General features: G+C 36.1%; 21 protein-coding genes and 2 pseudogenes. 18 read left to right on the forward strand and 5 right to left on the reverse strand.

Going from position 1 to position 24178, the window contains the following annotated elements; translation table 11 throughout:
* Window positions 1-15: 15 nt before the first annotated feature.
* The 8 genes from IPI65_04035 (at window position 16) to dnaJ (ending at window position 6386) form a co-directional block, all read left to right on the forward strand.
* Window positions 16-594, forward strand: coding sequence for a hypothetical protein (locus tag IPI65_04035; protein ID MBK7440716.1), 579 nt, complete (start codon window positions 16-18; stop codon window positions 592-594).
* A gap of 31 nt (window positions 595-625) precedes the next feature.
* A complete protein-coding gene (locus IPI65_04040; GenBank protein ID MBK7440717.1) occupies window positions 626-1141 on the forward strand; it encodes a hypothetical protein in 516 nt (171 codons plus the stop codon).
* Between the two features lie 156 nt (window positions 1142-1297).
* The gene (locus IPI65_04045) at window positions 1298-1960 is read left to right on the forward strand and encodes a DUF4290 domain-containing protein (protein ID MBK7440718.1); all 663 of its coding nucleotides are present in this window, start codon (window positions 1298-1300) and stop codon (window positions 1958-1960) included.
* Window positions 1960-3252, forward strand: a complete 1293-nt coding sequence (gene murA / locus IPI65_04050) for a UDP-N-acetylglucosamine 1-carboxyvinyltransferase (GenBank protein MBK7440719.1) — start codon at window positions 1960-1962, stop codon at window positions 3250-3252. The genes IPI65_04045 and murA overlap by 1 nt, the downstream gene beginning before the upstream one ends.
* Window positions 3253-3420: 168 nt before the next feature.
* Window positions 3421-3942, forward strand: coding sequence for a TlpA family protein disulfide reductase (locus IPI65_04055; GenBank protein ID MBK7440720.1), 522 nt, complete (start codon window positions 3421-3423; stop codon window positions 3940-3942).
* 7 nt (window positions 3943-3949) lie between these two features.
* The gene (locus IPI65_04060; GenBank protein ID MBK7440721.1) at window positions 3950-4504 is read left to right on the forward strand and encodes a TlpA family protein disulfide reductase; all 555 of its coding nucleotides are present in this window, start codon (window positions 3950-3952) and stop codon (window positions 4502-4504) included.
* Between the two features lie 152 nt (window positions 4505-4656).
* Complete coding sequence (locus tag IPI65_04065; GenBank protein MBK7440722.1) at window positions 4657-5190, forward strand: nucleotide exchange factor GrpE; 534 nt, start codon at window positions 4657-4659, stop codon at window positions 5188-5190.
* A gap of 38 nt (window positions 5191-5228) precedes the next feature.
* Window positions 5229-6386: a molecular chaperone DnaJ gene (gene dnaJ, locus IPI65_04070; GenBank protein MBK7440723.1), complete on the forward strand. Its 1158-nt coding sequence runs from the start codon at window positions 5229-5231 to the stop codon at window positions 6384-6386.
* Window positions 6387-6575: 189 nt separating this feature from the next.
* Here the strand turns inward: dnaJ and IPI65_04075 are convergent, their stop codons facing one another.
* From IPI65_04075 to IPI65_04090, 4 genes are all read right to left on the reverse strand, one after another.
* Complete coding sequence (locus IPI65_04075) at window positions 6576-7979, reverse strand: histidine--tRNA ligase (GenBank protein ID MBK7440724.1); 1404 nt, start codon at window positions 7977-7979, stop codon at window positions 6576-6578.
* Window positions 7980-8323: 344 nt separating this feature from the next.
* Window positions 8324-8776 (reverse strand): low molecular weight phosphotyrosine protein phosphatase, encoded by a 453-nt coding sequence (locus IPI65_04080; protein MBK7440725.1) that lies wholly within the window; start codon window positions 8774-8776, stop codon window positions 8324-8326.
* 87 nt (window positions 8777-8863) lie between these two features.
* A complete protein-coding gene (locus IPI65_04085; GenBank protein ID MBK7440726.1) occupies window positions 8864-9658 on the reverse strand; it encodes a hypothetical protein in 795 nt (264 codons plus the stop codon).
* A complete protein-coding gene (locus IPI65_04090) occupies window positions 9648-10442 on the reverse strand; it encodes a hypothetical protein (protein MBK7440727.1) in 795 nt (264 codons plus the stop codon). Before IPI65_04090 ends, IPI65_04085 begins: the two co-directional genes overlap by 11 nt.
* A 41-nt stretch (window positions 10443-10483) precedes the next feature.
* Between IPI65_04090 and mnmE the strand changes: the two genes are divergently transcribed.
* From mnmE to IPI65_04140, 10 genes and pseudogenes are all read left to right on the forward strand, one after another.
* Window positions 10484-11860: a tRNA uridine-5-carboxymethylaminomethyl(34) synthesis GTPase MnmE gene (gene mnmE / locus IPI65_04095; GenBank protein MBK7440728.1), complete on the forward strand. Its 1377-nt coding sequence runs from the start codon at window positions 10484-10486 to the stop codon at window positions 11858-11860.
* A gap of 518 nt (window positions 11861-12378) precedes the next feature.
* A complete protein-coding gene (locus tag IPI65_04100) occupies window positions 12379-12801 on the forward strand; it encodes a hypothetical protein (protein ID MBK7440729.1) in 423 nt (140 codons plus the stop codon).
* Between the two features lie 104 nt (window positions 12802-12905).
* Window positions 12906-13691, forward strand: a complete 786-nt coding sequence (locus tag IPI65_04105) for a T9SS type A sorting domain-containing protein (protein ID MBK7440730.1) — start codon at window positions 12906-12908, stop codon at window positions 13689-13691.
* A gap of 10 nt (window positions 13692-13701) precedes the next feature.
* The gene (locus IPI65_04110) at window positions 13702-14391 is read left to right on the forward strand and encodes a hypothetical protein (protein ID MBK7440731.1); all 690 of its coding nucleotides are present in this window, start codon (window positions 13702-13704) and stop codon (window positions 14389-14391) included.
* 5 nt (window positions 14392-14396) lie between these two features.
* The gene (locus IPI65_04115; protein MBK7440732.1) at window positions 14397-16115 is read left to right on the forward strand and encodes a multicopper oxidase domain-containing protein; all 1719 of its coding nucleotides are present in this window, start codon (window positions 14397-14399) and stop codon (window positions 16113-16115) included.
* Between the two features lie 43 nt (window positions 16116-16158).
* The gene (locus IPI65_04120) at window positions 16159-16722 is read left to right on the forward strand and encodes a helix-turn-helix domain-containing protein (GenBank protein MBK7440733.1); all 564 of its coding nucleotides are present in this window, start codon (window positions 16159-16161) and stop codon (window positions 16720-16722) included.
* An 80-nt stretch (window positions 16723-16802) separates the two neighbouring features.
* Window positions 16803-17208 (forward strand): annotated as a pseudogene (locus IPI65_04125) (heavy-metal-associated domain-containing protein).
* Between the two features lie 35 nt (window positions 17209-17243).
* On the forward strand, window positions 17244-17720 hold the full coding sequence (locus tag IPI65_04130) for a DUF3347 domain-containing protein (GenBank protein ID MBK7440734.1): 477 nt from the start codon (window positions 17244-17246) through the stop codon (window positions 17718-17720).
* Window positions 17671-20111: pseudogene (locus IPI65_04135) on the forward strand (multicopper oxidase domain-containing protein). The gene IPI65_04130 and the pseudogene IPI65_04135 overlap by 50 nt, the downstream one beginning before the upstream one ends.
* Window positions 20112-20366: 255 nt before the next feature.
* On the forward strand, window positions 20367-22424 hold the full coding sequence (locus IPI65_04140) for a copper-translocating P-type ATPase (protein ID MBK7440735.1): 2058 nt from the start codon (window positions 20367-20369) through the stop codon (window positions 22422-22424).
* A 66-nt stretch (window positions 22425-22490) separates the two neighbouring features.
* On the opposite strand, the gene IPI65_04145 is transcribed toward IPI65_04140, so the two are convergent.
* Entirely contained in the window at window positions 22491-23942 is a 1452-nt protein-coding gene (locus tag IPI65_04145) for a T9SS type A sorting domain-containing protein (GenBank protein ID MBK7440736.1), read from the reverse strand.
* Window positions 23943-24178: the final 236 nt, after the last annotated feature.

Consider the following 24178-nt stretch of genomic DNA (forward strand, 5'->3'; position numbering starts at 1 on the left):
AGTCAATTAACTAAAATGGAACCAATTAACGAAAATCTCAACCGGAAATTAAAACAAAACACCATGCGTGTGCCGGATGATTATTTTACGAATCTGGAGCAATCAATTTTTGAAAAAACAATTGGAACTGAAGCGGAGCAAATTAAAAAGACTCCGGTTATTAAACGGATTATGATAATTACTGCAATAGCAGCTACTGTTACAGCAATTTATTTCGGTGTTTCTTTTTTTGGGAAAGATAGTACTACAAAGCTTGCAATACAACTTGCTGAGATGAGTGATACAGAATTAAATAATTATATGGATGATCAAATTGCGGCATTAAGTTATGATGATTTATATGGTTATGTTGCGCAGCATGTAGATGATATCAGCACGAATGCCATTTTTAATTCCACATTTGAATTGCCTGCGCAGTCTGACGCTTCACTGACAAACGATTTACATGAGCAGGTGTTAGATCAGGATGTATTAAATCAAATTATTGATAAAACGGAAATTAATTTAGAACCAACTTTGATGGATTCTATTGATGAAGAAATTTTACAGGAATATTTAAATGATGCAACTTTGTTTGAGCATCTTGGATTATAAAAAACTAACTAACCAAACTAAAATAAAAATTATGAAAAGGACATTCATTATCACATTATTGGTCCTGACTGCAGCAGCCGGATTTGCACAGGGTCCTCCCGGTCCGCCGCCGGTTGATGAAGAAAAAATTGAAGCATTACGTATTGCATTTTTAACCAGGTATCTGGATTTAAGTTCTGAAGAAGCACAAAAATTCTGGCCGGTATATAATAAAATGCAAGATGAATTAAAGGTGGTGCTCGACAAAGAAAAAGATTTGCGCAACGGCAAAAAAATTGATGACATGACTGATGAGGAATTGACAAAAATGATTGCGGCGCATTTTGACAACGAGCAAAAAATTCTCGACATAAAAAAGAAGTATGCAGAAGAATTTAAAAAGGTATTGAGTTTAAAAAAGGTAGCCTTACTTGCTGATGCAGAAAATGAATTTAAACGGGAAATGTTAAAACATGCCCGCGATAAACAAGGTCCTCCTGGAGGTGGTGAAGGTGATAGACCCGGTGGTCGTGATCCAGGACCAAAACCGGGCCCTGACAGACCTTGATTTGAAAAAGATTGTGTTTTTAATAACAAGTACAAATTTTGGTTTTCAATGTGAACACTGCCTGTTTTTAGGCGGTGTTTTTGTTTTTAGACTAGCGGGAATTTATACTTGCAACATGCCTTATAAAAAGTTACCTTTGCCTTAAACAGAATATAAATGCCATATAATACCCAGCTTCCAAAGCTGATACTTCGCGAATACGGTCGCCATATTCAACAGTTGGTTGACTTTGCAGTTAAAATTGAGGATGATGAAGTGAGAAACAAACTGGTGCTCGATATCATTGATATGATGGGAACCATGAACCCGACTTTGCGTAATGTGGAAGATTTTCGGCATAAGCTGTGGGATCATATTTATATGATGAGTGATTTTAAACTTAAGGCGAATTCACCTTATCCGGTTCCTGAGCGCGAAACCCTGTTGCGCAGAAATATCAAATTGAAGTATCCGAAACAAAAAATAAAATTTGCCCATTACGGTAAAAACATTGAAAACTGCGTGAAAAAAGCTTCTGAAATAGAAGACCCTGCCATAAAACAGGAATTTGCACAGGTAATTGGCAACTATATGAAACTGGTTTACTTAAACTGGAATCGCGACAATGTAAACGACCTTACCATTAAACAGGATTTGGAAAGTTTGAGTAACGGACAATTACAATTAGATGAGGACAGCGACCTGGATACTTTAACAAAATCTACTGCCCGCCGCCAGATCAATCAGCCGCAGCAAAACAGAAACAACAACAACGGAGGGCGCAATTTCAAACGTCCCGGACAAAATCAGAATTATAAGAATTTCAAAAAGAATCGTTAATGAACGCATTTGAAATTACCGGAGGGAAGCAGCTCAAAGGTGAGATTATTCCCCAAGGTGCAAAAAATGAAGCGTTGCAGGTAATCTGTGCCGTTTTACTTACCGACCAAAAAGTTACCATCCATAATATTCCGGATATCAGAGATGTAAATTTTCTGATAGAATTACTCGCTCAGATGGGGGTTAAGGTTAACCGCTTAAACCCGCATACTTGTGAGTTTCAGGCGGATGAAATAAATCTGGCCTATATCAACAGTATGGAATTTGTGAACCAAAGTCGCAAAATGCGCGGCTCGGTTATGGTGATGGGCCCGCTGTTAGCGCGTTTCAAACATGCCACATTGTCAAAACCCGGAGGCGATAAAATTGGCCGTCGCCGTTTGGATACCCATATTATTGGGTTTATGAAATTGGGCGCTGAGTTCAATATTGAAACCGGTGCCATCAGTGCAGAAAAGCTGAAAGGCGCTTATATGTTGCTGGATGAAGCTTCTGTCACAGGAACAGCAAATATTGTAATGGCCGCTGTATTGGCTGAAGGCAGAACTACGATTTACAATGCTGCCTGTGAACCTTATCTCCAACAGCTATGTCACATGTTAGTAGCTATGGGGGCAAAAATTTCGGGTATTGGCTCCAATTTGTTACATATTGATGGTGTTGAGCAGCTTGATGGCTGTGAACATCGCATTTTACCGGATATGATTGAGATTGGCAGCTTTATAGGACTGGCAGCCATGACCAAGAGTGAGATAACGATTAAGGATGTAAGGTTTGATATGTTGGGGGTGATACCGGAAGTGTTCTCAAAACTGGGCATTCAAATGGAATTAAGAGGGGATGATTTGTTTATCCCGTCACAAGATATCTACGAAATACAAAATTTTCTCGATGGTTCCATCTTAACTGTCGCAGATGCGCCATGGCCGGGCTTTACACCCGATTTAATCAGTATTGTTCTGGTAGTGGCTACACAGGCCAAAGGAAGTGTGCTGATACATCAAAAAATGTTTGAAAGCCGCTTGTTTTTTACCGATAAACTGATTGAAATGGGCGCCCAGATTATCCTCTGCGACCCGCATAGGGCAACGGTTATAGGCCTGGAGCGCAAAAATAAACTGCGCGGTATCGAAATGACTTCTCCCGACATTAGGGCAGGGGTTGCTTTGCTTATTGCAGCTTTATCTGCCGAAGGAAAGAGTATTATCCGCAATATCGAGCAAATAGACCGTGGTTACCAGTATATTGACCAACGTTTGTTAGCCCTCGGAGCGCAGATAAAAAGAATTTAATGTCACTTATGCAACGAAATCATGCAGTTATTAATCTATAACTGTTGAAAAAGCAATTTCACAGATTACCCATCTTCTGTAACTTTGCTTATCATATTTTATAACAGCCATTACCCAATCGACGACAACACACGCTGATAAATGGTGAGATTCAACGGGAATCCTTTTATGAAAACACAGGGATTAATTATGGGCATGGCTATGGTCGTGCTTATCATATCTTGCAAAACAACGGCACCAACTATTGGTGTTTCTTCAGGCAATTTAGCGCCTGAAATTACTGCTACAAACGTTTCCGGAAATTCCATCAAATTATCTGATTACAAGGGTAAACTGGTTTTACTTGAGTTTTGGGATTCAAATAACAGTGTGGCCCGGAAAAATCACTTTGAAATACAACGCATGTATCAGAAGTTTAAAACAGCTTCATTTAAAGAAGGGGAGGGCCTTGAGGTATATAGTTTATCGATAGACAGTGATATTGCAGCTTGGCAAGCAGCTGTTAAAGAGGATGGAATTGTGTGGCCGGTAATTGTAAACGACCGGAAAGCATGGAATGCACAGGCAATACTGGATTATAAAGTTGCCACGTTGCCAAAATATTTTTTAATTAACGAATCAGGTGTAATCATCAACCATAATATCATCATTTCAGATTTAGAAAAAATATTAAACGGATTAAAAGATTAACATTACAATGAAGATTTCCTCTCCTCAATTCCTTAAAAACGGATTAATGGTATGTGCTCTAATTATCGGAGCAGCAAGCTTTGTAGGCTGTTCAGGGACAGCAAATTCAAAAACTGTTGGTATATCAACAGGTAATTCCGGACCAAACATTATTACCAGTGATAAACATGGTGAATGGTTGCAACTTTCAGCTTTAAAAGGTTCTTATGTGTTGGTTGAATTTTGGGAGTCGGGTAACTCGGCTGCCAGAATGAATCATTTTGAAATGGACAGATTATATCGCAAATACAAAAATGCTGATTTTAAAGACGGCAAAAACTTTTGTGTTTACAGTGTATCGCTCGACACAGATAAGGCAAAATGGGAGGCCGCAATAACTCAGGACAACGTTACCTGGCCTTGTCAGACCATTGATACCAAGGGCTGGAATGCCCAAAGTGCCATTGACTACGGTGTAAATTACCTGCCTAAGTATTATTTACTCGATGGCCACGGCGTGGTAATAAAACGCAATATTTTGATTGAGGACCTTGAAAAAATCATCAAGGAAGAGCTCAATTAACAGTCACTTTCGTCATTTCCAGTAATATTATTGTGTCATTTTGGCAATAAGCCGGCGGTGGCAGTATTTTTGACCTCCGATTTCAACCTGCGGTAAATAGCCGTAAGGTGAAACTTTGTCATTAACTCAAATAAGCTATTGCAATGCAAGAAATGGAAGAAAAGGAAATAAAAGACGAAATGCTCGAAAACGCTGAAACTACAGATGCCGGATTACCGGTTGAAGAGCAGGTTATTGATGAAACTACATCTGCCTTAAAGGAGCTTGAAGACCAGAAGGATAAATACATTCGTCTGCTTGCCGAATTTGAAAATTTTAAACGCAGAACCAGCAAAGAAAGAATTGAATTATTCAAAACTGCGGGTCAGGACGTGATTAAGGACTTATTACCCTCGCTGGATGATGTAGAACGTGCCGAACAAGTAGTAGCTAATGCTAAGGACCTGGAGGCGGTTAAGGAGGGATTAAAATTAATTAGCGAGAAATTAAAATCTACCCTTAGCCAAAAAGGATTAAAGGAAATTCCATGTAAGGGAATGGAATTTAATACCGATTTAATGGAAGCAATTACCGAAATTCCTGCACCAACTGATGACTTAAAAGGAAAAGTTGTTGATGTTTTAGAAAAGGGTTACACATTAAACGATAAAATAATTCGCTACGCAAAAGTGGTGATTGGCAAATAAATTAAATTTCATCGGTATATTATTCAGCAAGAATAGACATGGCAAAAAGAGATTTTTACGAGATATTAGGCGTTAGTAAATCAGCAACTGCAGAGGAGATAAAAAAAGCTTATCGCAAGATGGCTTTACAGTTTCACCCTGATAAAAATCCGGGCAATAAAGAAGCTGAAGATAAATTTAAAGAGGCTGCCGAGGCATACGAAGTATTAAGCGACCAGCAAAAAAAAGCTAAATACGATCAGTTTGGTCATGCCGGTGTAAGTGGTGCCGGTGGTGGCGGGCAACACATGAACATGGATGATATTTTCAGCCAGTTCGGAGATATTTTTGGTGAATCGGTTTTTGGCGATTTTTTTGGCGGCCGTGGCGGTGGTGGCGGAAGAGGACAACGTTCACGTGGTATTCGCGGAAGTAATATTCGTATTAAAGTAAAACTCACTTTAAAAGAAATTGCAGAAGGAACACGTAAAACAATTAAAGTAAAAAAATATGTTGTTTGCGATGTGTGTTCCGGAAGCGGTGCCAAAGATGCGTCGAGTGTAAGTACATGTAAAACATGTAACGGTGCAGGTGTTGTTCGTCGTGTGCAAAATACAATTTTAGGCCAAATGGCCACAACACAAACATGCCCGACTTGTCACGGCAGCGGACAACAGGTTACAGCAAATTGTACTAAATGTCATGGCGATGGTCGCGTATACGGTGAGGATACCATTAATATTGATATTCCAGCAGGTGTGCACGATGGTGTTGAATTATCGATGAACGGAAAAGGAAATGCCGGAGAAAAAGGCGGACCAAATGGTGATTTATTAATTTCAATTGAAGAAGTAAAAGATAATGATTTAAAACGCGAAGGCAATCACGTTTTATATGATTTATATATCAGTTTTGCTGATGCTGCATTAGGCACAAAAGTAGAAGTGCCTACAATAGATGGCAAAGTAAGAGTAACCATTCCTGAAGGCACCCAAAGTGGTCATATCATGCGCTTAAAAGGTAAAGGTTTACCATCACTAAACAGTTACGGAAAAGGTGACCAGATTATTGAAGTACACATCTGGGTTCCACGTAAATTATCTTCTGAAGAAAGAAAAATGCTGGAAAAATTACAGACAGCAAAAAATTTCATTCCCGATGTTAATGAAACACGGAAGGAAAAGGGGTTTTTTGATAAGATGAAGGATATGTTGTAATTAGCTAATTAGCTGATTAGCAAATTAGCTAATGGGGTGAGTGCCAAGCATTGCATGTTGAATTACGATTGTCAATTTTTGCTAAATTCAAATTAGTTGAATAATTAAAAAAACATCCCCCGCTTTTATTGCGCAGCAATAGAAGGTTACACATTAGCTAATTTGCTAATCAGCTAATTTGCTAATTGCCTATTCTGATAGGTCGAGAAATGCAAATCCGCTTTCGCCATTTAATTCTGAAATGAGTTCCTGAAGCGTAACGAGTTTTTGTTCGCCGGTGGACATGTTTTTTAATGCTACTTTTTCTTCGGCCATTTCATTGCTGCCGATTACTGCTGTATAAGGAATTTTTTTATCGTCGGCGTATTTGAATTTTTTACCCATTTTAGCGTTGAGGTCGGGGTAAACTTCGCAACGGATATTTTCGGTTCTTAATTGGCGTGCACAAGCAATAGCAAATTGTTCGGCATCGGTGTCAAAGGGAATAAATAATACCTGTGTATTGCTTAATGCAGCAGCAGGGAAACGATTTAATTCGGTAATTACATCATAGATACGATCTAATCCGAATGAAATTCCCACACCACTCATATTTGGTAACCCAAAAATTCCGGTGAGGTCATCATAGCGGCCTCCACCTAAAATACTGCCTATTTTAACCTCATTAGAAACTACTTCGTAAATAGTTCCGGTATAATAACTCAAGCCGCGGGCAAGGGTTAAATCGAATTGAATTTGTATTTTTTCGGAAGCAACTCCTTTTAATTTTTCAAAAAGTGATTTTATTTCCGAAATACCTTTTGTTCCTTTTTCACCTGTAAAAATATTTTCTAAAAATTCGATTTTTCCTGAGGTGTCTCCGGAATAACTTAACAGCGTTTTAATTTTATTAATTTGGTCTGATGTAAATTCTTTTTCTTTTAGTTCTGCTTCAACGCCATCTAGTCCAACTTTATCTAATTTATCGATTGCTGTTACCAGTGCAACATTTTTTTCAGTTTCACCGATATATTCATTTAAACCGTCTAATATTTTCCGGTTATTTAAACGAATGGTGACACTTAAATTTAATTTATCGAACACATCGGCAATCATCATTACCATTTCGGCATCGAGCATTAAACTGTTGCTGCCAATTACATCAGCATCACACTGATAAAATTCTCTGTAACGCCCTTTTTGTGGTTTGTCGGCGCGCCATACAGGTTGTATCTGGTATCGTTTAAAAGGAAATGCCAACTCGTTCTGATTCATTACCACATAACGGGCAAAAGGCACCGTGAGGTCGTAACGCAATCCTTTTTCCGAAATTTGTGTGAGCATTTTATTTGAATTCCGTTCCTGCAAATAACCGGAATCAACATCTTTTAAATAATCACCACTGTTTATTATTTTGAATAATAATTTATCACCTTCTTCACCATACTTACCCATTAATGTAGATAAATTTTCCATTACAGGGGTTTCCAACGGCTGGTAACCATATAATTGATAAACTGATTTTATTATATCAATGATATAATTCCGTTTTGAAACAGCTTCCGGTCCGAAATCTCTTGTGCCTTTTGGTATAGATGGTTTTTGTTTTGACATGATGGTTATTTGGTTAATCGCTTTCGATGCTATTGCTGATCGTTAATTGAATTTTTGAGTATCGATTTAATTTATTTATATTTTTGGATTGAACAAAATTGAGCAACATTGAATCAAAATTTATTTTATTTTGAGTTGAAATTGCATGCATCTTATTTTTATTAGATCCTGCATTGGGTTAATTTATGTATAATTTTTTTTATTGTTCAATTCTGTTTCAATCATGTTTCAATTATGTTCAAACTTGATTAAATCTTGTTCAATTCTGTTTCAATTCTGTTCAATTTTGTTTCAATTTTGTTTCAATTCTGCTTCAATCTTGTTTCAATTCTACTTCAATCCCCTCAATCCCCTCTCCGCACAATCTCCTCACACGCTTCATCTATCATTTGATAAACTACTTCGTATAAATTATCATCATAATAGGGGTCGGGAACTGCTTTGTTTTTGCCGGGTTCGCTGCTGTTCATCAGCAGTTCGACTTTGTTTTTTTCAATTTCATTTTTTGCGTGACGAATAATATCCTGATAGTTGGAGCTATCCATGGCATATATTTTATCAAATGTTTCCAGATGATAAGGTGAAAATTGTTGAGCTTTTTGTTTCGAGATATCAATTCCATGCAACAGCGCAACTTTTTGTGAACGAGGGTCCGGTGCCTGCCCAACATGCCAGGCTCCAGTGCCTGCACTTTCAATATGCCAGTTTAATCCTTTTTGTTGTGCTTTGTAGCGTAAAACGCCCTCTGCTAAAGGGCTGCGACAAATATTACCAAGACAAACCATCAGAATTCGCATAGGGCAAAGTTAAGCAGAATCGGGCATTAAAAAACGGCAAGATTTATTTTCATGCCGTTTTTAATATAGAATCTTTTAAAGATTGGCTTAATAAAATGTATAAGCGAAATAATTAGTCAGTCTAAAACCTTCTTCTTCAGTAATCATTTGCTCCGGCAATCCGTTTTTGTCGTATTTAAAAACAACGGTAAATGACGCTTGCGCATCCGGCGTGATATCGTAATACACTTTGTATCCGTTTAATGTATTATTATCGTTGTAGGTATAATTAATCTGGTAATATAATTCGCCACCCATATAAAATACTTCACTCAACAGGTTGGACTTGTCATCCCATGTATAGCTGCTGGAATCGTAATCCACCATTACCATATCTCCGGTAGCATTGCCTTCATCGTCGGTTTCAAAAAAAGCTGCTTTGCCGATACGTTTAATAATATTGCCAGCATTGTCATAGGTATAGCGGTATACTCTGGCCTCAGCAGATGCGTATTTACTTTCTGTTAAGCGACCTTTTTTATCATATTCAAAATTATGTGTAATGTCCACCAGATCATAACCGTATAAAATAATTTGTTTTACACGTCCATCAGGAAAATAAGAATATTCATCTTTCATTTCCGGACCACGTTCTTCAACCGGCATTGTCGTGTCTTGGTCGTAAGCAATTTTTGTCAACATACCATTTTGATCATAATAATTCACTTGAAGGTCGGATGAATATCCTTCAGCATCAACAACAGTTTGTTTTTGGGTTTTAACTTTTTGTGTTTTGTATACCTTGGTTTCATTTGCTTTAAAACCAATATCACCGGGTTTAAATTGTGCTTGCAACAAGGTGCTGCAAAATAAAATATAAAAGAAAAGGATTTTATTTTTCATGTAATGCATGTTTTGATATAAAGTTACTACAAAAATTGGTTGCTTTGGTAATTTCAGCGGGTGGAACCGGTAGTCGTAATTCGTCGAAAGTAACACCATTGCGGGTTTTCCAATGAATTTTAAATTCAAGTATTATTGGGGATATATTATCGAATAATCGAACAGATGAAGTGTATACGCCATCACCAAAAAGTAAATATTTTTCACCGTTTAACACAATAAAGTAATCTGTTAAATAAAGCTCTTGATATTTTGTTTTAGATTTTAATTTCGCCATTGCAATTGCACGGCGAATAACAACTACAATTATTCCGATAATAATAGAAACGATAAAAGCGCGTCCAATAACCGCCCCTTTATTGATAGTAAGTAATACCGCTCCTGCCACTGCAAAAGCAATAAAAAAATAGATATTGTCAACTAAGCGGTATTTTGTTTCATTTTTTTTGAAATTGTTCCAGGTTGTTTTGTCGATAAGCCAATGCGCGCGATCGGGCTGAAATTCAATTTCACTTAATATTAAATTGTTTTTTTGTGCTTCAACAATAGTGTTCAGGAGTTTGCCGCTTGATTTATTTTGACTCCGGGACTGAATTAACATGGTTATTCCGCTTGCCAATAATAAGAATCCGGATAAAGTAAAAATGAGAAGTATCCATCCGGCAGCGTCAAACGAGGTATGCAGCAAGCCGGAAATACCCATGGGCGTTATGAGCAATCCGACGATAGTAACGGCGATACCTGAAATAAAATTGAAGCCGGATTTTTGTTTTTCATTACCCATTTAGATATGTATTTGCCCTGAACACATTACCTTCGCATTTGATGCAATTGGCCGAACACAAAGATACAATAGTTGCCTTAAGCACCGCTCCCGGAGTTGGTGCTATTGCCGTTATACGCTTATCGGGTGATACGGCCATAGAGATAACAGACAAAGTATTTATCGGGAAACGTTTAGCAAGAGCAGCATCGCATACTTTACACTTTGGGGTAATTTCTGACGAAGGAAATAAAATAGATGAGGTGGTTATCGGTTTATTTAAAAATCCGAGATCATATACGGGTGAAGATATTATTGAAATAAGTTGTCACGGCTCGCCATTTATTCAGCAACAAATTATTCAGGTGCTGATAAAAAATGGTGCGCGTTTAGCAAAGCCCGGTGAATTTACCATGCGTGCATTTTTAAATGGTAAAATGGATTTAAGTCAGGCCGAAGCAGTTGCCGATTTAATTGCAGCACAAACACAGGCCTCACATGATATTGCATTAAAACAAATGCGCAGTGGTTACGGAGAAACATTAAAACAATTGCGTTTCGAATTAATTCATTTTGCTTCACTTATTGAATTGGAATTAGATTTTAGTGAAGAAGATGTTGAGTTTGCCGAACGCAGTCACATGGTGCATTTAATTGATAAAATTAATGTTGAACTGGACCGTTTAATTCGTTCGTTTGAATTGGGCAATGTGATAAAGAATGGTGTTAACACCGTAATTGCCGGTAGGCCGAATGCAGGAAAATCTACACTATTAAATGCATTATTAAATGAGGAGCGTGCAATAGTTAGTCACATTGCAGGAACTACAAGAGATACAATAGAAGAGGAATTAAACATTAACGGTGTAATATTCCGTTTAATTGACACAGCTGGTATTCGGGAAGCAAAAGATGAAATAGAAAAAATTGGTGTTGCAAAAACCATGGAAAAAATTAAAACATCAACATTGTTAATTTATATGTTTGATGTAAATGCCATGACACCCGAAGAAGTGCGCAGCGATTTAAATAATTTGGTGGAAGCCGGCGACCGGATGTTGGTAGTTGCTAATAAAATTGACACCCCCGAAGGCGGAAAATTACTCGCACAATTTTTTGAATTTGAGCCCGATTGTTATATCTCATCCCTTCAAAAAACAAACATCGACGAATTAAAATCCATCATGTATAAAAAAATTGTGCATGAAGACTTTAATTTTGAAAACACAGTAGTCACCAACGCGCGCCACCTCGAAGCCCTCAACAAAGCCCGCACCACGCTCAACGAAGTGCTCCAATCCCTCCACAACAACGAAAGCGGCGACCTCACAGCGCTATCCATACGCTACGCATTAAACGCCATTGGAGAAATAACCGGGCAGGTAACGAATGAAGATTTATTGGATAATATTTTTAGGAATTTTTGTATTGGGAAGTAACTATTTCTAACCGCTCATTAATGCCTGATCCACCGCCTATGTCATTTCTCTAGACCCATGATTATTAATCATTATTTGTAATGCTTTCAGTAAAAAATGAAAATTTTATTGTGAATAAATTCGAGACATTTGGTAAATATTTTGAGCATTTAGGCGAGTATTTGGTGAAAATAATTACCAATTATATAAAATAAGGCAAGCACAAAACAATCCCATCAATTGCAATTCGGAATAAATATTTATATCTATCATATTCAAATTTCGGTTATCTACTAAAGCAATCTTTTTACCCTTTAATTTAAGTCTTAACAAGAAGGTTAATAATTCTCTTGAATTTTTCACTCGGTAAAACTTATTTTAAATGATTCATTTTTGTGAAGATGTAATTAAAATCACAAATGGATAGAATAAGCCACAGCCCAGTATCAGTAAAGGTCTAGTAGCCCAAATTTTAAAATTGAATTAAAATTCAACCTTTTACTACATAGTTTGTAGTTTTGCGTATATTTGATGAATCTATGCCAAGCGGTGCAAACATTGGGTTTAAAAGTATTGTAATTGTAATCTTAGTTGGATTGCTGCAAACCTATGCCTGCTCAGCTTTCTGCAGCGTTAGTCTCAAAAGTTGTTGCAATGAAACTATAGAAACGCATAGTTGTTGCAGTAAAGAGGCTGAGTCTACGTCATCCACTGCCTCGCCTAATGGTGACTGTCAGGAGCAGCATTTAGCGTTTTCGCTTTCTATAGGTCAATTTTTTTCAACAACAACAATTGAAATTGTTAAGGCATCTCCTATTGAATTTAATTTAGTGGCTATAAATCAAGCTCATATTGATTTTAATAATTTTGAAACCATACTTGGCTTTCTAATTTATTCTGGATTTAGCCCCCCTCCTCCCAAACAGGGAATACCTGTGCTTAATTCAAGCATACTTATCTGATTTTACAACACTTTGATGTAACCCGAAGTGCTTCCTGTTGGGCGTTTACCGTTTATACAATAACCTAAAATACTATTTTTACACAACGTTAATTTCAATTTATTATGAAAAATTTACTCCTATTTTCATTTGTTTTTACCTCCTTCATCACAGTTGCCAAAGCGCAATCGGCAATGCAAATTCAGGGGCTTGATTGTTATGGCAATGCAGTAGACATGTTTGCTGATTTAGATGCTGGTAAGGCGGTTATTTTGCACTTTTATATGCCTGACTGTGGATCATGCCCTCCACCTGCAAAAAAAATTCAAACTATGGCAGATGACATCATGGCAACTTATCCAGGTATGATAAAAGCGTATGCATTTCCGTTCCAAAATTCTACTACTTGCGAATATTCTATTTCTTGGGTAGAAGATAATTTATTACCATTCTATGCACCTATGGATAGCGGAGCAACACCTGTTGCATATTATGGTGGCTTCGGAATGCCTACAGTAGTTTTATTAGGTGGTATAGATCATAGAATTATGTTCTCTACGCAGAGTTTTGTTTCAAGCGACACATCGGAAATGGCCGATTCGATACTTGCCTTATTTGGGGAAACAACGAGTATTTTGAATATTCCTTCAATTATTTCAGATTTAAATTTGGCGCCAAACCCTGCAAATAATCAATTTGAAGTTAAAGCTAATTTATTAGAAAATGGCCCGATTAAAATTGAGCTTATTGATATAACCGGTAAAATAATTTTAGTTAAAGAAGTTCAATTTGCGCTCACCGGTGAATTTGTTGAAAGTTTTGAAACAAATTCATTCCAGAGTGGCTTATACATGCTGCGATTTACAGCTGGAGCTTCAACAAAAACCGAACAAATTGCTATAACGCACTAATTTGAACTGTATGAATTTCGATAGGAATTTATTAGTAACTGCTGTAATGATTGCAGTTACTAATTTATTGTCAGGCCAAAATTATTCTATTTCACCTGCAGATACTATTATAGGCACAGTTCCTTATAATGATATTTATCATTTTAACATCATACAAAATAATTTAACAACGGATGCTTTAATATTTAGTTATGAAAAAGTAGATGCAATTTATCCGATAGGTTGGACAGCCAATTTATGCGACAACGGTACTTGTTATGACGGGTTTCCGGATAGTGGCACTATGGATACTGCATTTAATGGCGATGTTGGACTTATGTCAGTAGGTATTAACCCGGGATATATTTCTGGAACTTCATTGTTTAGATATATTATTTGGGAAGAATCAACGCCGGAAATATTGGATACCCTTACTTGGATAATAAGTACAGATGGAGTTTCTAGCGTTGCCAATGCACTTTCTGCATCAATAGATTTTATTTTCAACGCACAACAAAAAAATGTAATCATAACATCAAATTTGAATGACGGATTTGAATATTTCATTTCCGATTTGAGTGGACGTATATTAATAAACGGAAAATCATTCCAGCCGAATGTATCAATCGATGTTGCTTCATTTATAACGGGTATATATTTAGTTTATATATTAAATAATAATTCTTTTTCAAAAGGATCACAATTATTAATAAGTAATTAATAAAAATGAAAAAACAATTTCACCTCATATTTTTATTGTGTAGCGCCCTTTTTGCCAAAACTCAAAATCCGCTTGTGATTCCACCTGCGCTTACCGGAACTACGTTCAATCTGAATGTTCAAAATGGCGTTGTGCAGTTTTTTGATGGAATAAATACACCAACATTTGGCATAAACGGTGATATTTTGGGGCCTACAATTATTGTTAATAAATGGGATTGGGTTACAATAAATGTTACCAATAGTTTAACAGGTACCGGCAATACAACTACGATGCATTGGCATGGTTTGCATGTGCCGGCTATGGCTGATGGAGGCCCACATCAGATTATAGAACAAGGCGCTACTTGGAGCCCTCAATTTCAAATTTTGAATAATGCAAGTACGTTTTGGTATCACCCTCACGGTTTAGGAAAAACGGATTTACATGTTGCAAAAGGTTTGGCAGGTTTTTTAATTGTAAAAGATAGTGCTGAAGCGGAATTAAATCTTCCAAGAACTTATGGCGTTGATGATTTCCCAATTGTGGTGCAAACTAAGGCATTTGATGTTTTATACCAAGTTGCTATTGCTACACAAGATGATACACTTGTTTGTGTTAATGGTACTGTTGATCCTTACCTAGAGGCACCTGCACAGGTAATTCGTTTGCGATTACTAAACGGGTCGTCAATGAGAGTATATAATTTTGGATTTACTAACGATAAAGAATTTAATTTAATCGGTACAGATGGTGGATTATTGAGTAATTCGTTGCCATTAAATAGATTAATGTTAGCACCCGGAGAGCGCGGAGAAATTTTATTGGATTTGCAGGGTATGGAAGGGCAAACAATTTATTTAATGAGCAACAGTTCCGAAATGGTGAATGGAATTTATGGTGCTTCAACGGTAACCGGAATGATGGGAGGTGTAATTACTGATTATAATTTGAATCCGTTAAATGGAGCTGATTTCCAAATATTACAAATAAATGTCGGCGCTCAAACAATTGACCCCGTTTTAGAAATTCCCGAAGTGTTAGTTGAAAATATGCCTTTAACTAGCTACGATAAAACCAGAACTTTTAATTTGCAGCCCGATGAAATGATGGACCCTGAAGGTCAAGTAATGGGGCCATTTAATATTAACGGCGACCACTTTGATATGGAGGTAATAAACGAAACTGTTTATATTAATGATACAGAAAAATGGAGGATTCAAAATAATACGGGTATTGCACATCCATTTCATATCCATGATATTCAATTTACGGTTGATAATATAAATGGCGGTCCGGTACCTTTACAATTACAAGGGCTAAAAGATGTAGTAATGGTTATGCCAATGAGTTATGTTGAAGTAATTGCAGAGTTTAAAGATTTTACAGATAATGATGTGCCATATATGTATCATTGCCACATGTTGCATCATGAGGATGATGGTATGATGGGTAGTTTTATAGTGATTGACACAAATGCCACAGATATTCAAAGCGACAATGCAATCAATTTTTTAATTTATCCCAATCCGGCAGCCAACAATTTATTTATTCAATTGGATAATAATACAACTTGGGTTGAAATTAAAATAGTCAATATATTAGGTGAAGTTCTTTATAACCACCAGGAAAAAGCAACTGATCACATTTTAATTGATATTTCAGGATTAGCACCGGGAACATACACTTTAAAATTAGAAACTAATATTGGTAATAGTTCAAAAAAAATAATTATTGTGAATTAGCTGAATTAATATTTAGATAAATATTCACCGTAGTGGCTAAAAAATGAAGATATTTATTAAAAATATGGTTTGCGAAAGGTGTATCCGCACTGTAAAAAATATTTTCGAAAGGAATCATTTCCATCCTAGGAATGTGGAATTGGGAGAAGTTGAACTTGATGACTCCACACTTGGAAATAAGAAAGAACTAATTCTCGATGAATTAGAAAAAGAAGGATTTCAAGTAATTGAAGAGAAAAATGCAAAGATTATTGAAAGCATTAAGAATGCAATTATAAATCAAATCCACTATAATAGTAATTCTCACAAGCATTTAAATTACTCTCAAATACTGGAAATCAAATTGCTAAAAGATTACAGCTTTTTAAGTAGCCTATTTTCCGAAACTGAAGGAATTACTATTGAAAATTATATCATAAAACAGAAAATTGAACGGGTAAAGGAATTACTTGTATATAATGAATTATCATTAAGTGAAATTGCTTTCCAAATGAATTACAGTAGCGTGGCTCATTTAAGTGCTCAATTCAAAAAGATAACAGATTTAACACCCACTCACTTTAAAAGCATTAAGGATCACAAAAGAAAAACTCTGGATAAATTATGAAGCTGGAATTACGTAAATCAAATCGGTAATTATATAACATGCAAATGCCCACAGAAATGGAACTTTGTATTATGAGAATTATGACATATAATTATAAAGTAACTAATATGACTTGTGGAGGATGCATAGCCAATGTAAAGAGCCAGTTGTTAAAACATCCTGACGTTTTATCAGCAGAAGTGAACCTTCCTGATGATGCCATAATAACGATGGGGAAACAAATTACAGTTAGGCAACTACAGGATGCAATAGGTCTAGATTCAAAATATCAGATTACCCAAAATATGGTTTTGACTTATATCTGACCAACTATGCAACAATTATAGTAATGGGTTTCAGCAGTATTGGAGTAATTCAAAGTGTGGTGAAGAAAAAGTTATTCAGTGTGCGTGTCTTGGAACAATATTTAACTTGCCTATGAGTACAGTTGCAATTATTGAAGATTTATTAATGGTAACGATGGCAGAATTAATGCTTTTACTATAATGAAATTTATTTTGTTAAAATTAAATTATATGAAAATGAAAAAAATTATTTTATCACTTGCATTTTTATCAGGTTTTTTTGTTCAAAATTCTTTTGCACAAGATTTTGTACAATCTCAGCCATCTCAGTTGCTAAATTCCTACTATGACATTAAAAATGCTTTAGTTGCTGGTAAGGTAGATAGTACATCAATTAGAGCGGGTGAGTTTTTAAAAATATTAAATGCAATAGATTATAAGGTAATTTCAGAAGGTAATGCTAATGCATTATTAAAAGATGCAGGAGCAATTTCAGAAAGTAAGGACATTAAAAAGCAAAGAGAATATTTTGAAAATCTCTCTCTCAACATGTCATTATTGGCAAAAGCATTAGATCTATCTGATGAGGCGATCTATGAACAATATTGCCCTATGAAAGATGCATATTGGCTCAGCAGCGAAAAGGAAATTAGAAATCCTTATTATGGTAGCTCTATGCTTACATGTGGCAAGGTGGTGGATACAATTGAATAGTATCAATTCTAAAGAAAGTAAAATGAAAATATATACATTCATATTAATTCAACTTGTTTACATTAGTTATGTGTCGGCTCAACATGACATGCATAATATGAATAGAGAAGTTGAAAATAAAAATCAAATTGTTGAGGAAGATCTGGTACCCGTTAAAATAAATATGCATCCGGGTAAAACAGTTGTTTATCATTTATATGTTACCGATACAATAGTAAACTTTGCCGGAAAATCAAAGCGAGCCATTGCAATTAATGGTTCTATCCCCGCTCCAACTTTAATTTTTACTGAAGGAGATACAGCTGAAATTTATTTGCACAATATGCTGAAGTCTGAAGAAACCTCACTTCACTGGCATGGCGTTATTTTGCCTAATCATGCTGATGGTGTTCCATATTTAACTACAAAACGAATTGGCCCCGGCGAAACTCATTTATACAAATTTGCCGTAGTACAAAATGGAACATATTGGTATCATTCACATAGTGGATTACAGGAGCAGGTAGGAATGTATGGAGCATTGGTTTTTAAAAAAAGGGATGAGCAAGCAATAACCAATTTATTCAGTGCTGAATATACACTTGTTTTAAGTGAATGGACGAATGAAGACCCTGATCAGGTTCAGCGCCGACTTCGATCAGGCACAGATTGGTATGCAATAAAAAAGGGTAGTGTACAAAGTTACGCAGAGGCTATAAAAGCCGACGCATTTGGGACCAAAATCGAAAATGAATGGAAACGCATGGAAGCTATGGATGTTAGTGATATATTTTACGATTGTTTTTTATCAAATGGTAAATCCGAAACTGAAGCGGCACAATTTAAGGCTGGTGATAAGGTGAGACTTCGTATTATTAATGCAGGTGCATCAAGTTATTTCTGGCTGCAATATGCCGGAGGGAAAATAACTGTTGTTGGGAATGATGGTAATGACATAATTCCAGTTGAAGTTGACAGGTTAATTATTGGAGTTGCAGAAACGTATGATGTTATTGTTACGATCCCGGAAAATATGAGTTATGAGTTTAGATCAACTCCTGAAGACAGAACGAAATCAACTTCATTATGGCTGGGAGATGGAATGAAGATGAAAGCACCTGTTTTGCCCAAGCTAAAATATTTTGAAGGAATGAAGATGATGAACGATATGAGGAAGATGAATGGCGATATGGATGATATGGGAATGCAAATGAGCTTGCAACAAATGGATATGAATATTGTAATGTATCCTGAAATAACAGGTGGTAAAGAAATGGATATGGAATTAAAAAATGATTCCATTAAACATAACATATGCATAATAAAAAGCAAGATACCATACCTGAATTAAATGAAATGCATGATATGGACGCTAATTCCGAAATTATAACGCTTAATTATGCAATGCTTCGTTCAGCCGTAAAAACAACTTTGCCGGATACACTTTTTAAAGAGCTCCATTTTACACTTACAGGGAATATGAATAGATACGTATGGTCAATGAATAACAAAACGGTAAATGAATGGGATAAAATATTAATTATACAAGGACAAAATGTACGCATCATACTTCATAACAATTCTATGATGCGGCATCCTATGCATTTGCATGGTCATGATGTTAGAGTAATAAACGGACAGGGTGAGTATTCACCACTAAAAAACGTTTTAGACATTATGCCGATGGAAACAGATACAATTGAGTTTGCTGCTAACCAAAACGGAAACTGGTTTTTTCATTGTCATATTTTATATCATATGATGGCGGGAATGGGAAATGTTTTCAGCTATGTAAATTCGACAGAAAATCCTGAATTACCCGATGCGAAAAAAGCCTATAAAAGTTTTATAAATGATAACACAATGATTCATTTCATGGGCAAAATTGGTTTAGAAAGTAATGGGAGCGATGGAGAATTAATGCTTTCTACTAATCGCTATGCATTGCAGGGAATGTGGCACCTTGGTTATCATGATTCTCACGGCTATGAAGGCGAATTAAACTTCGGTCGGTATTTTGGTAAAATGCAATGGGTTTTTCCATATGTCGGTTTTGATTACCATTATAAAAAGATGGAGAGGCATGGTGACAACATTTTTGGCGATGAAGATTATACGATGTTGGGTCAGCTCACCAATAAAAACGATCGCAAGACTTTTGTTGCGGGTGTTCAATATACATTACCTATGTTGTTTGTTGTAGATGCACGAATTGATAGCGACGGGCAGTTTCGTTTGCAATTAGGCCGTGAAGGTATTCCGATATCAAGCAGGCTGCGTTTTAACCTTATGGTAAATACAGATAAAGAGTATGCTGCCGGATTTGAATATATAGTTACAAAGTGGTTTTCTCTTTCTACACATTACGACAGCGATATGGGTTTAGGAGTTGGAATTACTTTAGTATATTAAATTAAACCCGTTTTATTGATTATAATGTTTCTTTAATACTATATAACAATGGATCATCTACATCACAAAAAAAATCAGAAAACATCAAAGATTTACACCTGTTCCATGCATCCTGAAATCAAACTGGACAATCCGGGGAGCTGCCCAATTTGCGGAATGATTCTAATTGTAGCTGAAAAGCATGATACAACAGATAATAAGCAAAATGTAGAGTCAGATAAACCGCAGCATCAGCTTCAAAAATATACTTGTCCGATGCATCCGCATATTTTGCGTGACGCTCCAGGTAAATGTCCTTTATGTGGAATGAAGTTAGAACCAATTGCAAATTATTCTTCCAACTCTACGAATAATAAACATACACATCACACGGGTATGATTGCTAATTTCCGAAAACGTTTTTATCTCGTATTAATATTAACTATCCCTATTGTACTGTTATCAGAAATGATTCAACAATGGTTGAATATTAATATCAGTTTTCCCGGTTCAAAATATATTTTACTTTTATTATCCTCCCTTGTTTTCTTTTATGGTGGTTGGCCCTTTCTTAAAGGTTTAGTAGATGAAGTCAAAGCTAAAAATCCTGGGATGATGTTTCTAATTGGCTTTGCCATAACAGTGGCTTACACATACAGCGTGGCTACCGTATTTGGATTGGAGGGCATGGATTTTTTTTGGGAACTGGCTACTTTGATTCTCATAATGCTTTTGGGACATTGGATTGAAATGAAATCCATTGCAGGAGCTTCAAGAGAATTGGAATTACTGGTACAATTGATGCCTTCTGAAGCTCATCTGGTTATGCCGGATATGGTACTAGACATAAAAACGGATACTTTAAAAGAGGGTGATTTAATTTTAATTAAACCCGGTGAAAAAGTGGCAGCAGACGGAATAATTGCTGATGGAGAAACTTATTTAAATGAAAGCATGCTTACAGGGGAATCGAAACCTGTTCAAAAAGTAAAAGGTGATAAAGTAATTGCAGGAGCTATCAACGGGAATGGTGCTATCAAGGTCACCGTATCGCACGGCGCACTAGATTCTTATTTATCACAGGTGATTAAACTGGTGCAGGATGCACAAAATGCTAAATCAAATACGCAGCTATTGGCGAATAAAGCGGCTAAATGGTTAACTATAATTGCAATGCTGGCAGGTGTTACTACCTTTTTGTTTTGGTATTTAACAGGCCAGTCAATTGCCTTTGCTATGGAAAGAATGGTAACAGTAATAGTTATATGTTGCCCACATGCCTTAGGTTTAGCCGTACCACTTGTTGTTGCAAGGTCAACCGCATTATCAGCAAAAAGTGGCTTGCTTATAAAAAATCGAACGGCGTTTGAAAATGCAAGAAAAATTACCACAGTTGTATTTGATAAAACAGGGACGCTAACAGTAGGCAAATTTGAAGTATCAAAAATTGTTTCACTTCAAAAGGATTTAACTGAAAACGAAATCATTCGACTGGCATCCGCATTAGAGCAAAAATCAGAACATCCTATTGCCACGGGAATTTTGCAACAAGTAAAAGATTTATCTATTCAAGTTCCGGCAACAGAAAATTTTAATGCTATCACTGGTAAAGGTGTTGAAGCAACCGTAGAAGGGAAAAAAATATTGGTTGTAAGCCCTGGTTATTTAAAAGAAAATAATTTTGCTGTTCCTGATAGTTTTAAAGTGAATGATATGGAAACAGTGGTATTTTTAATTATTGATAATAAGTTAGCGGGATATATTGCTTTGTCTGATGAATTACGACCTGAATCGGCAGAAGCAATTAAAACTTTAAAACAAAATAATATCAAATCAATATTGCTTACAGGTGATAATAGTAAGGTGGCAAAAAGTGTAAGTGAAATTTTAGGAATGGATAGCTTTATTTCAGAAGTTTTACCACACCAGAAATTAGAGAAGATTAAAGAACTGCAAGACAAAGGAGAGTTTGTAGCAATGACAGGAGATGGTATAAATGATGCCCCTGCGTTGGCACAGGCTGATATCGGTATTGCTATCGGAAGCGGCAGCGACATTGCGGCAGAAACAGCGGGTATAGTGCTTGTAAACAGCAACCTAAAGGATGTTGTTAATTTAATTTTATTTGGTAAAGCAACCTATAGAAAAATGATACAGAACTTAATATGGGCAACTGGGTATAATGTAATAGCACTGCCACTGGCAGCAGGTGTTTTATATAATTGGGGAATAATGTTGTCTCCCGCAATGGGTGCGGTATTAATGAGCTTGAGCACAGTTATAGTAGCAATAAATGCAAGCACATTAAAAGTAAAATCTTTGAACAATCATTGATTGTTTTCATGCTTACTAAATTTACTTCACAATCATTCTGGGCCTTGAGTTTTTTTGTCATTACAATTAAGGCATATTAATTGCAATCTTTGAAATATATTGAACGCCACTATTATCCTGCAATAAAACTAAATAAATTCCTGAAGCCACGTTCTTTACGTTAATAGCGATTTCATCTTTAAGTAAAGTCGAGGTTATAATAATTCTTTCGCCATTCATATTTATAAGACTAAATGTGGAAATATCAAAATCTGATTTGACATATATAACATCTTTTGCCGGGTTTGGATAAAGTTTTATTTGCTGATCAATAATTTCACTTGTTGTTAAAGGCTCCGCATACGTTCCATTTCGATAATAAACAACATCATTATAATTATCTTGCCAAACAACATGCACACTTGTAGCTGAAGCAGCAACATCAGTATTTTCAAGACCGTAGAAATCAAGCAATGCAACTGTATCGTATTCTAAAGGCAATCCATTACTAATATCTGAAGTAAACAATAATGGAATTTCAGAGTTAGTGCCAACATTTTGCCTCCATGTTATAGCGACAGCATTGCCGAAATTTGCTATACGTGGATAGTTCTGGGTGGTGAGTTCAGGAAATTCAGCAGTTAATCGAATATCAAAATTTGCTTCAAAGGAAATAAGTGAAGAGGTTGAAAAGTAGATACGCGAATCTCCACTTGCGGCACTCATGTAGACGGAATATAAACTGTCATTAATAATAATACCATCAGGACCGCTTGAGGGACATGCATTAATTATCCAGTCAGTTTGATCTATTTGTATTCCATTCATAAACATATCACCGCCATTTGTTGAAATTCCAGCCCATGAATTGCGTAAATTATCTAAGTTATCTCTGTATAAAGTAGCAACATAATTATTTTCAGAAGTGATCCCAACAGGACAACAATCACAAACATCACCCCCTGAAAATTCGCTTGCTAAAACATCCATATTAAAACTATTTCCAAAATCATTTGAAGTTGCAACTACATATCGGGCATTTCCAAAGTCACTATCCAATTTCATAAAAGCAACTATTGGTTGCCCGTCTTCATTTACAGTAACAGCTGGAAATCTTGAAATATTGTCACCTATCATTCCGTCTACTTCAACTGGAGCTGAAAAGGTCATTCCACCATCATAGGAATGGATGCAATAAGCCGGAGCCATATCTTCGGGATTCTCTTTGCAAACCACATAAATAGTATCGCCAAAGGCTGCAATATCAGGCCCAGCCCATGAGGCTGTAAAAATTTCCATATCCATAGGAGTAACCCTGATTGGAGTTGTAAATTCAGTACCATTCCATCGGGCGAAATAAGCAGCTGCTTCATTAGTATTTCCCCAAAGAATTAATGGGTTGTTATTTCTATCCAAAACAACCCTTGGATGTTGATTGCTGAATGATGATTCTGCAACTTGCATAGGTGAATCCCAAACAATACTGCTTTGGCTAAAACAAATTGCAGGTAGAAATATATAAATTAGGAGAAGTCTCATGCTCCAAATTTAAGAAAATTGTGGTTTAGAATGTTGCCTTCTTATTTAATCTGCTGATTAAAATAAGTTATTTTATTTATGTTATGCTATGTTTCGCATTGTAATTTTTTACAAATTACAAATTCATTGATGAAGCATTAAATTGTTCATCGGCGTCCAAATTGAATGCAGATTTGTCCCCCATTTGCACCCATCCCTAATACCCTTTAAAATAAAACCATCTCACATTTTGTATT

The organism is Bacteroidota bacterium (assembly GCA_016706255.1).
GTDB lineage: Bacteria > Bacteroidota > Bacteroidia > Chitinophagales > BACL12 > UBA7236.

Excerpts from the sequence above, each read along its gene's own strand:
- IPI65_04145 (MBK7440736.1), bottom strand. The coding sequence starts at position 23,942 with ATGAGACTTCTCCTAATTTATATATTTCTACCTGCAATTTGTTTTAGC.
- IPI65_04060 (MBK7440721.1), top strand. The coding sequence starts at position 3,950 with ATGAAGATTTCCTCTCCTCAATTCCTTAAAAACGGATTAATGGTATGT.
- IPI65_04055 (MBK7440720.1), top strand. The coding sequence starts at position 3,421 with ATGAAAACACAGGGATTAATTATGGGCATGGCTATGGTCGTGCTTATC.
- IPI65_04075 (MBK7440724.1), bottom strand. The coding sequence starts at position 7,979 with ATGTCAAAACAAAAACCATCTATACCAAAAGGCACAAGAGATTTCGGA.
- IPI65_04100 (MBK7440729.1), top strand. The coding sequence starts at position 12,379 with ATGCCAAGCGGTGCAAACATTGGGTTTAAAAGTATTGTAATTGTAATC.
- IPI65_04105 (MBK7440730.1), top strand. The coding sequence starts at position 12,906 with ATGAAAAATTTACTCCTATTTTCATTTGTTTTTACCTCCTTCATCACA.
- IPI65_04130 (MBK7440734.1), top strand. The coding sequence starts at position 17,244 with ATGAAAAAAATTATTTTATCACTTGCATTTTTATCAGGTTTTTTTGTT.
- IPI65_04115 (MBK7440732.1), top strand. The coding sequence starts at position 14,397 with ATGAAAAAACAATTTCACCTCATATTTTTATTGTGTAGCGCCCTTTTT.
- IPI65_04065 (MBK7440722.1), top strand. The coding sequence starts at position 4,657 with ATGGAAGAAAAGGAAATAAAAGACGAAATGCTCGAAAACGCTGAAACT.
- murA (MBK7440719.1), top strand. The coding sequence starts at position 1,960 with ATGAACGCATTTGAAATTACCGGAGGGAAGCAGCTCAAAGGTGAGATT.
- IPI65_04085 (MBK7440726.1), bottom strand. The coding sequence starts at position 9,658 with ATGAAAAATAAAATCCTTTTCTTTTATATTTTATTTTGCAGCACCTTG.
- dnaJ (MBK7440723.1), top strand. The coding sequence starts at position 5,229 with ATGGCAAAAAGAGATTTTTACGAGATATTAGGCGTTAGTAAATCAGCA.
- IPI65_04040 (MBK7440717.1), top strand. The coding sequence starts at position 626 with ATGAAAAGGACATTCATTATCACATTATTGGTCCTGACTGCAGCAGCC.
- IPI65_04090 (MBK7440727.1), bottom strand. The coding sequence starts at position 10,442 with ATGGGTAATGAAAAACAAAAATCCGGCTTCAATTTTATTTCAGGTATC.
- IPI65_04045 (MBK7440718.1), top strand. The coding sequence starts at position 1,298 with ATGCCATATAATACCCAGCTTCCAAAGCTGATACTTCGCGAATACGGT.
- IPI65_04035 (MBK7440716.1), top strand. The coding sequence starts at position 16 with ATGGAACCAATTAACGAAAATCTCAACCGGAAATTAAAACAAAACACC.
- IPI65_04110 (MBK7440731.1), top strand. The coding sequence starts at position 13,702 with ATGAATTTCGATAGGAATTTATTAGTAACTGCTGTAATGATTGCAGTT.
- IPI65_04140 (MBK7440735.1), top strand. The coding sequence starts at position 20,367 with ATGCATCCGCATATTTTGCGTGACGCTCCAGGTAAATGTCCTTTATGT.
- IPI65_04120 (MBK7440733.1), top strand. The coding sequence starts at position 16,159 with ATGAAGATATTTATTAAAAATATGGTTTGCGAAAGGTGTATCCGCACT.
- IPI65_04080 (MBK7440725.1), bottom strand. The coding sequence starts at position 8,776 with ATGCGAATTCTGATGGTTTGTCTTGGTAATATTTGTCGCAGCCCTTTA.
- mnmE (MBK7440728.1), top strand. The coding sequence starts at position 10,484 with ATGCAATTGGCCGAACACAAAGATACAATAGTTGCCTTAAGCACCGCT.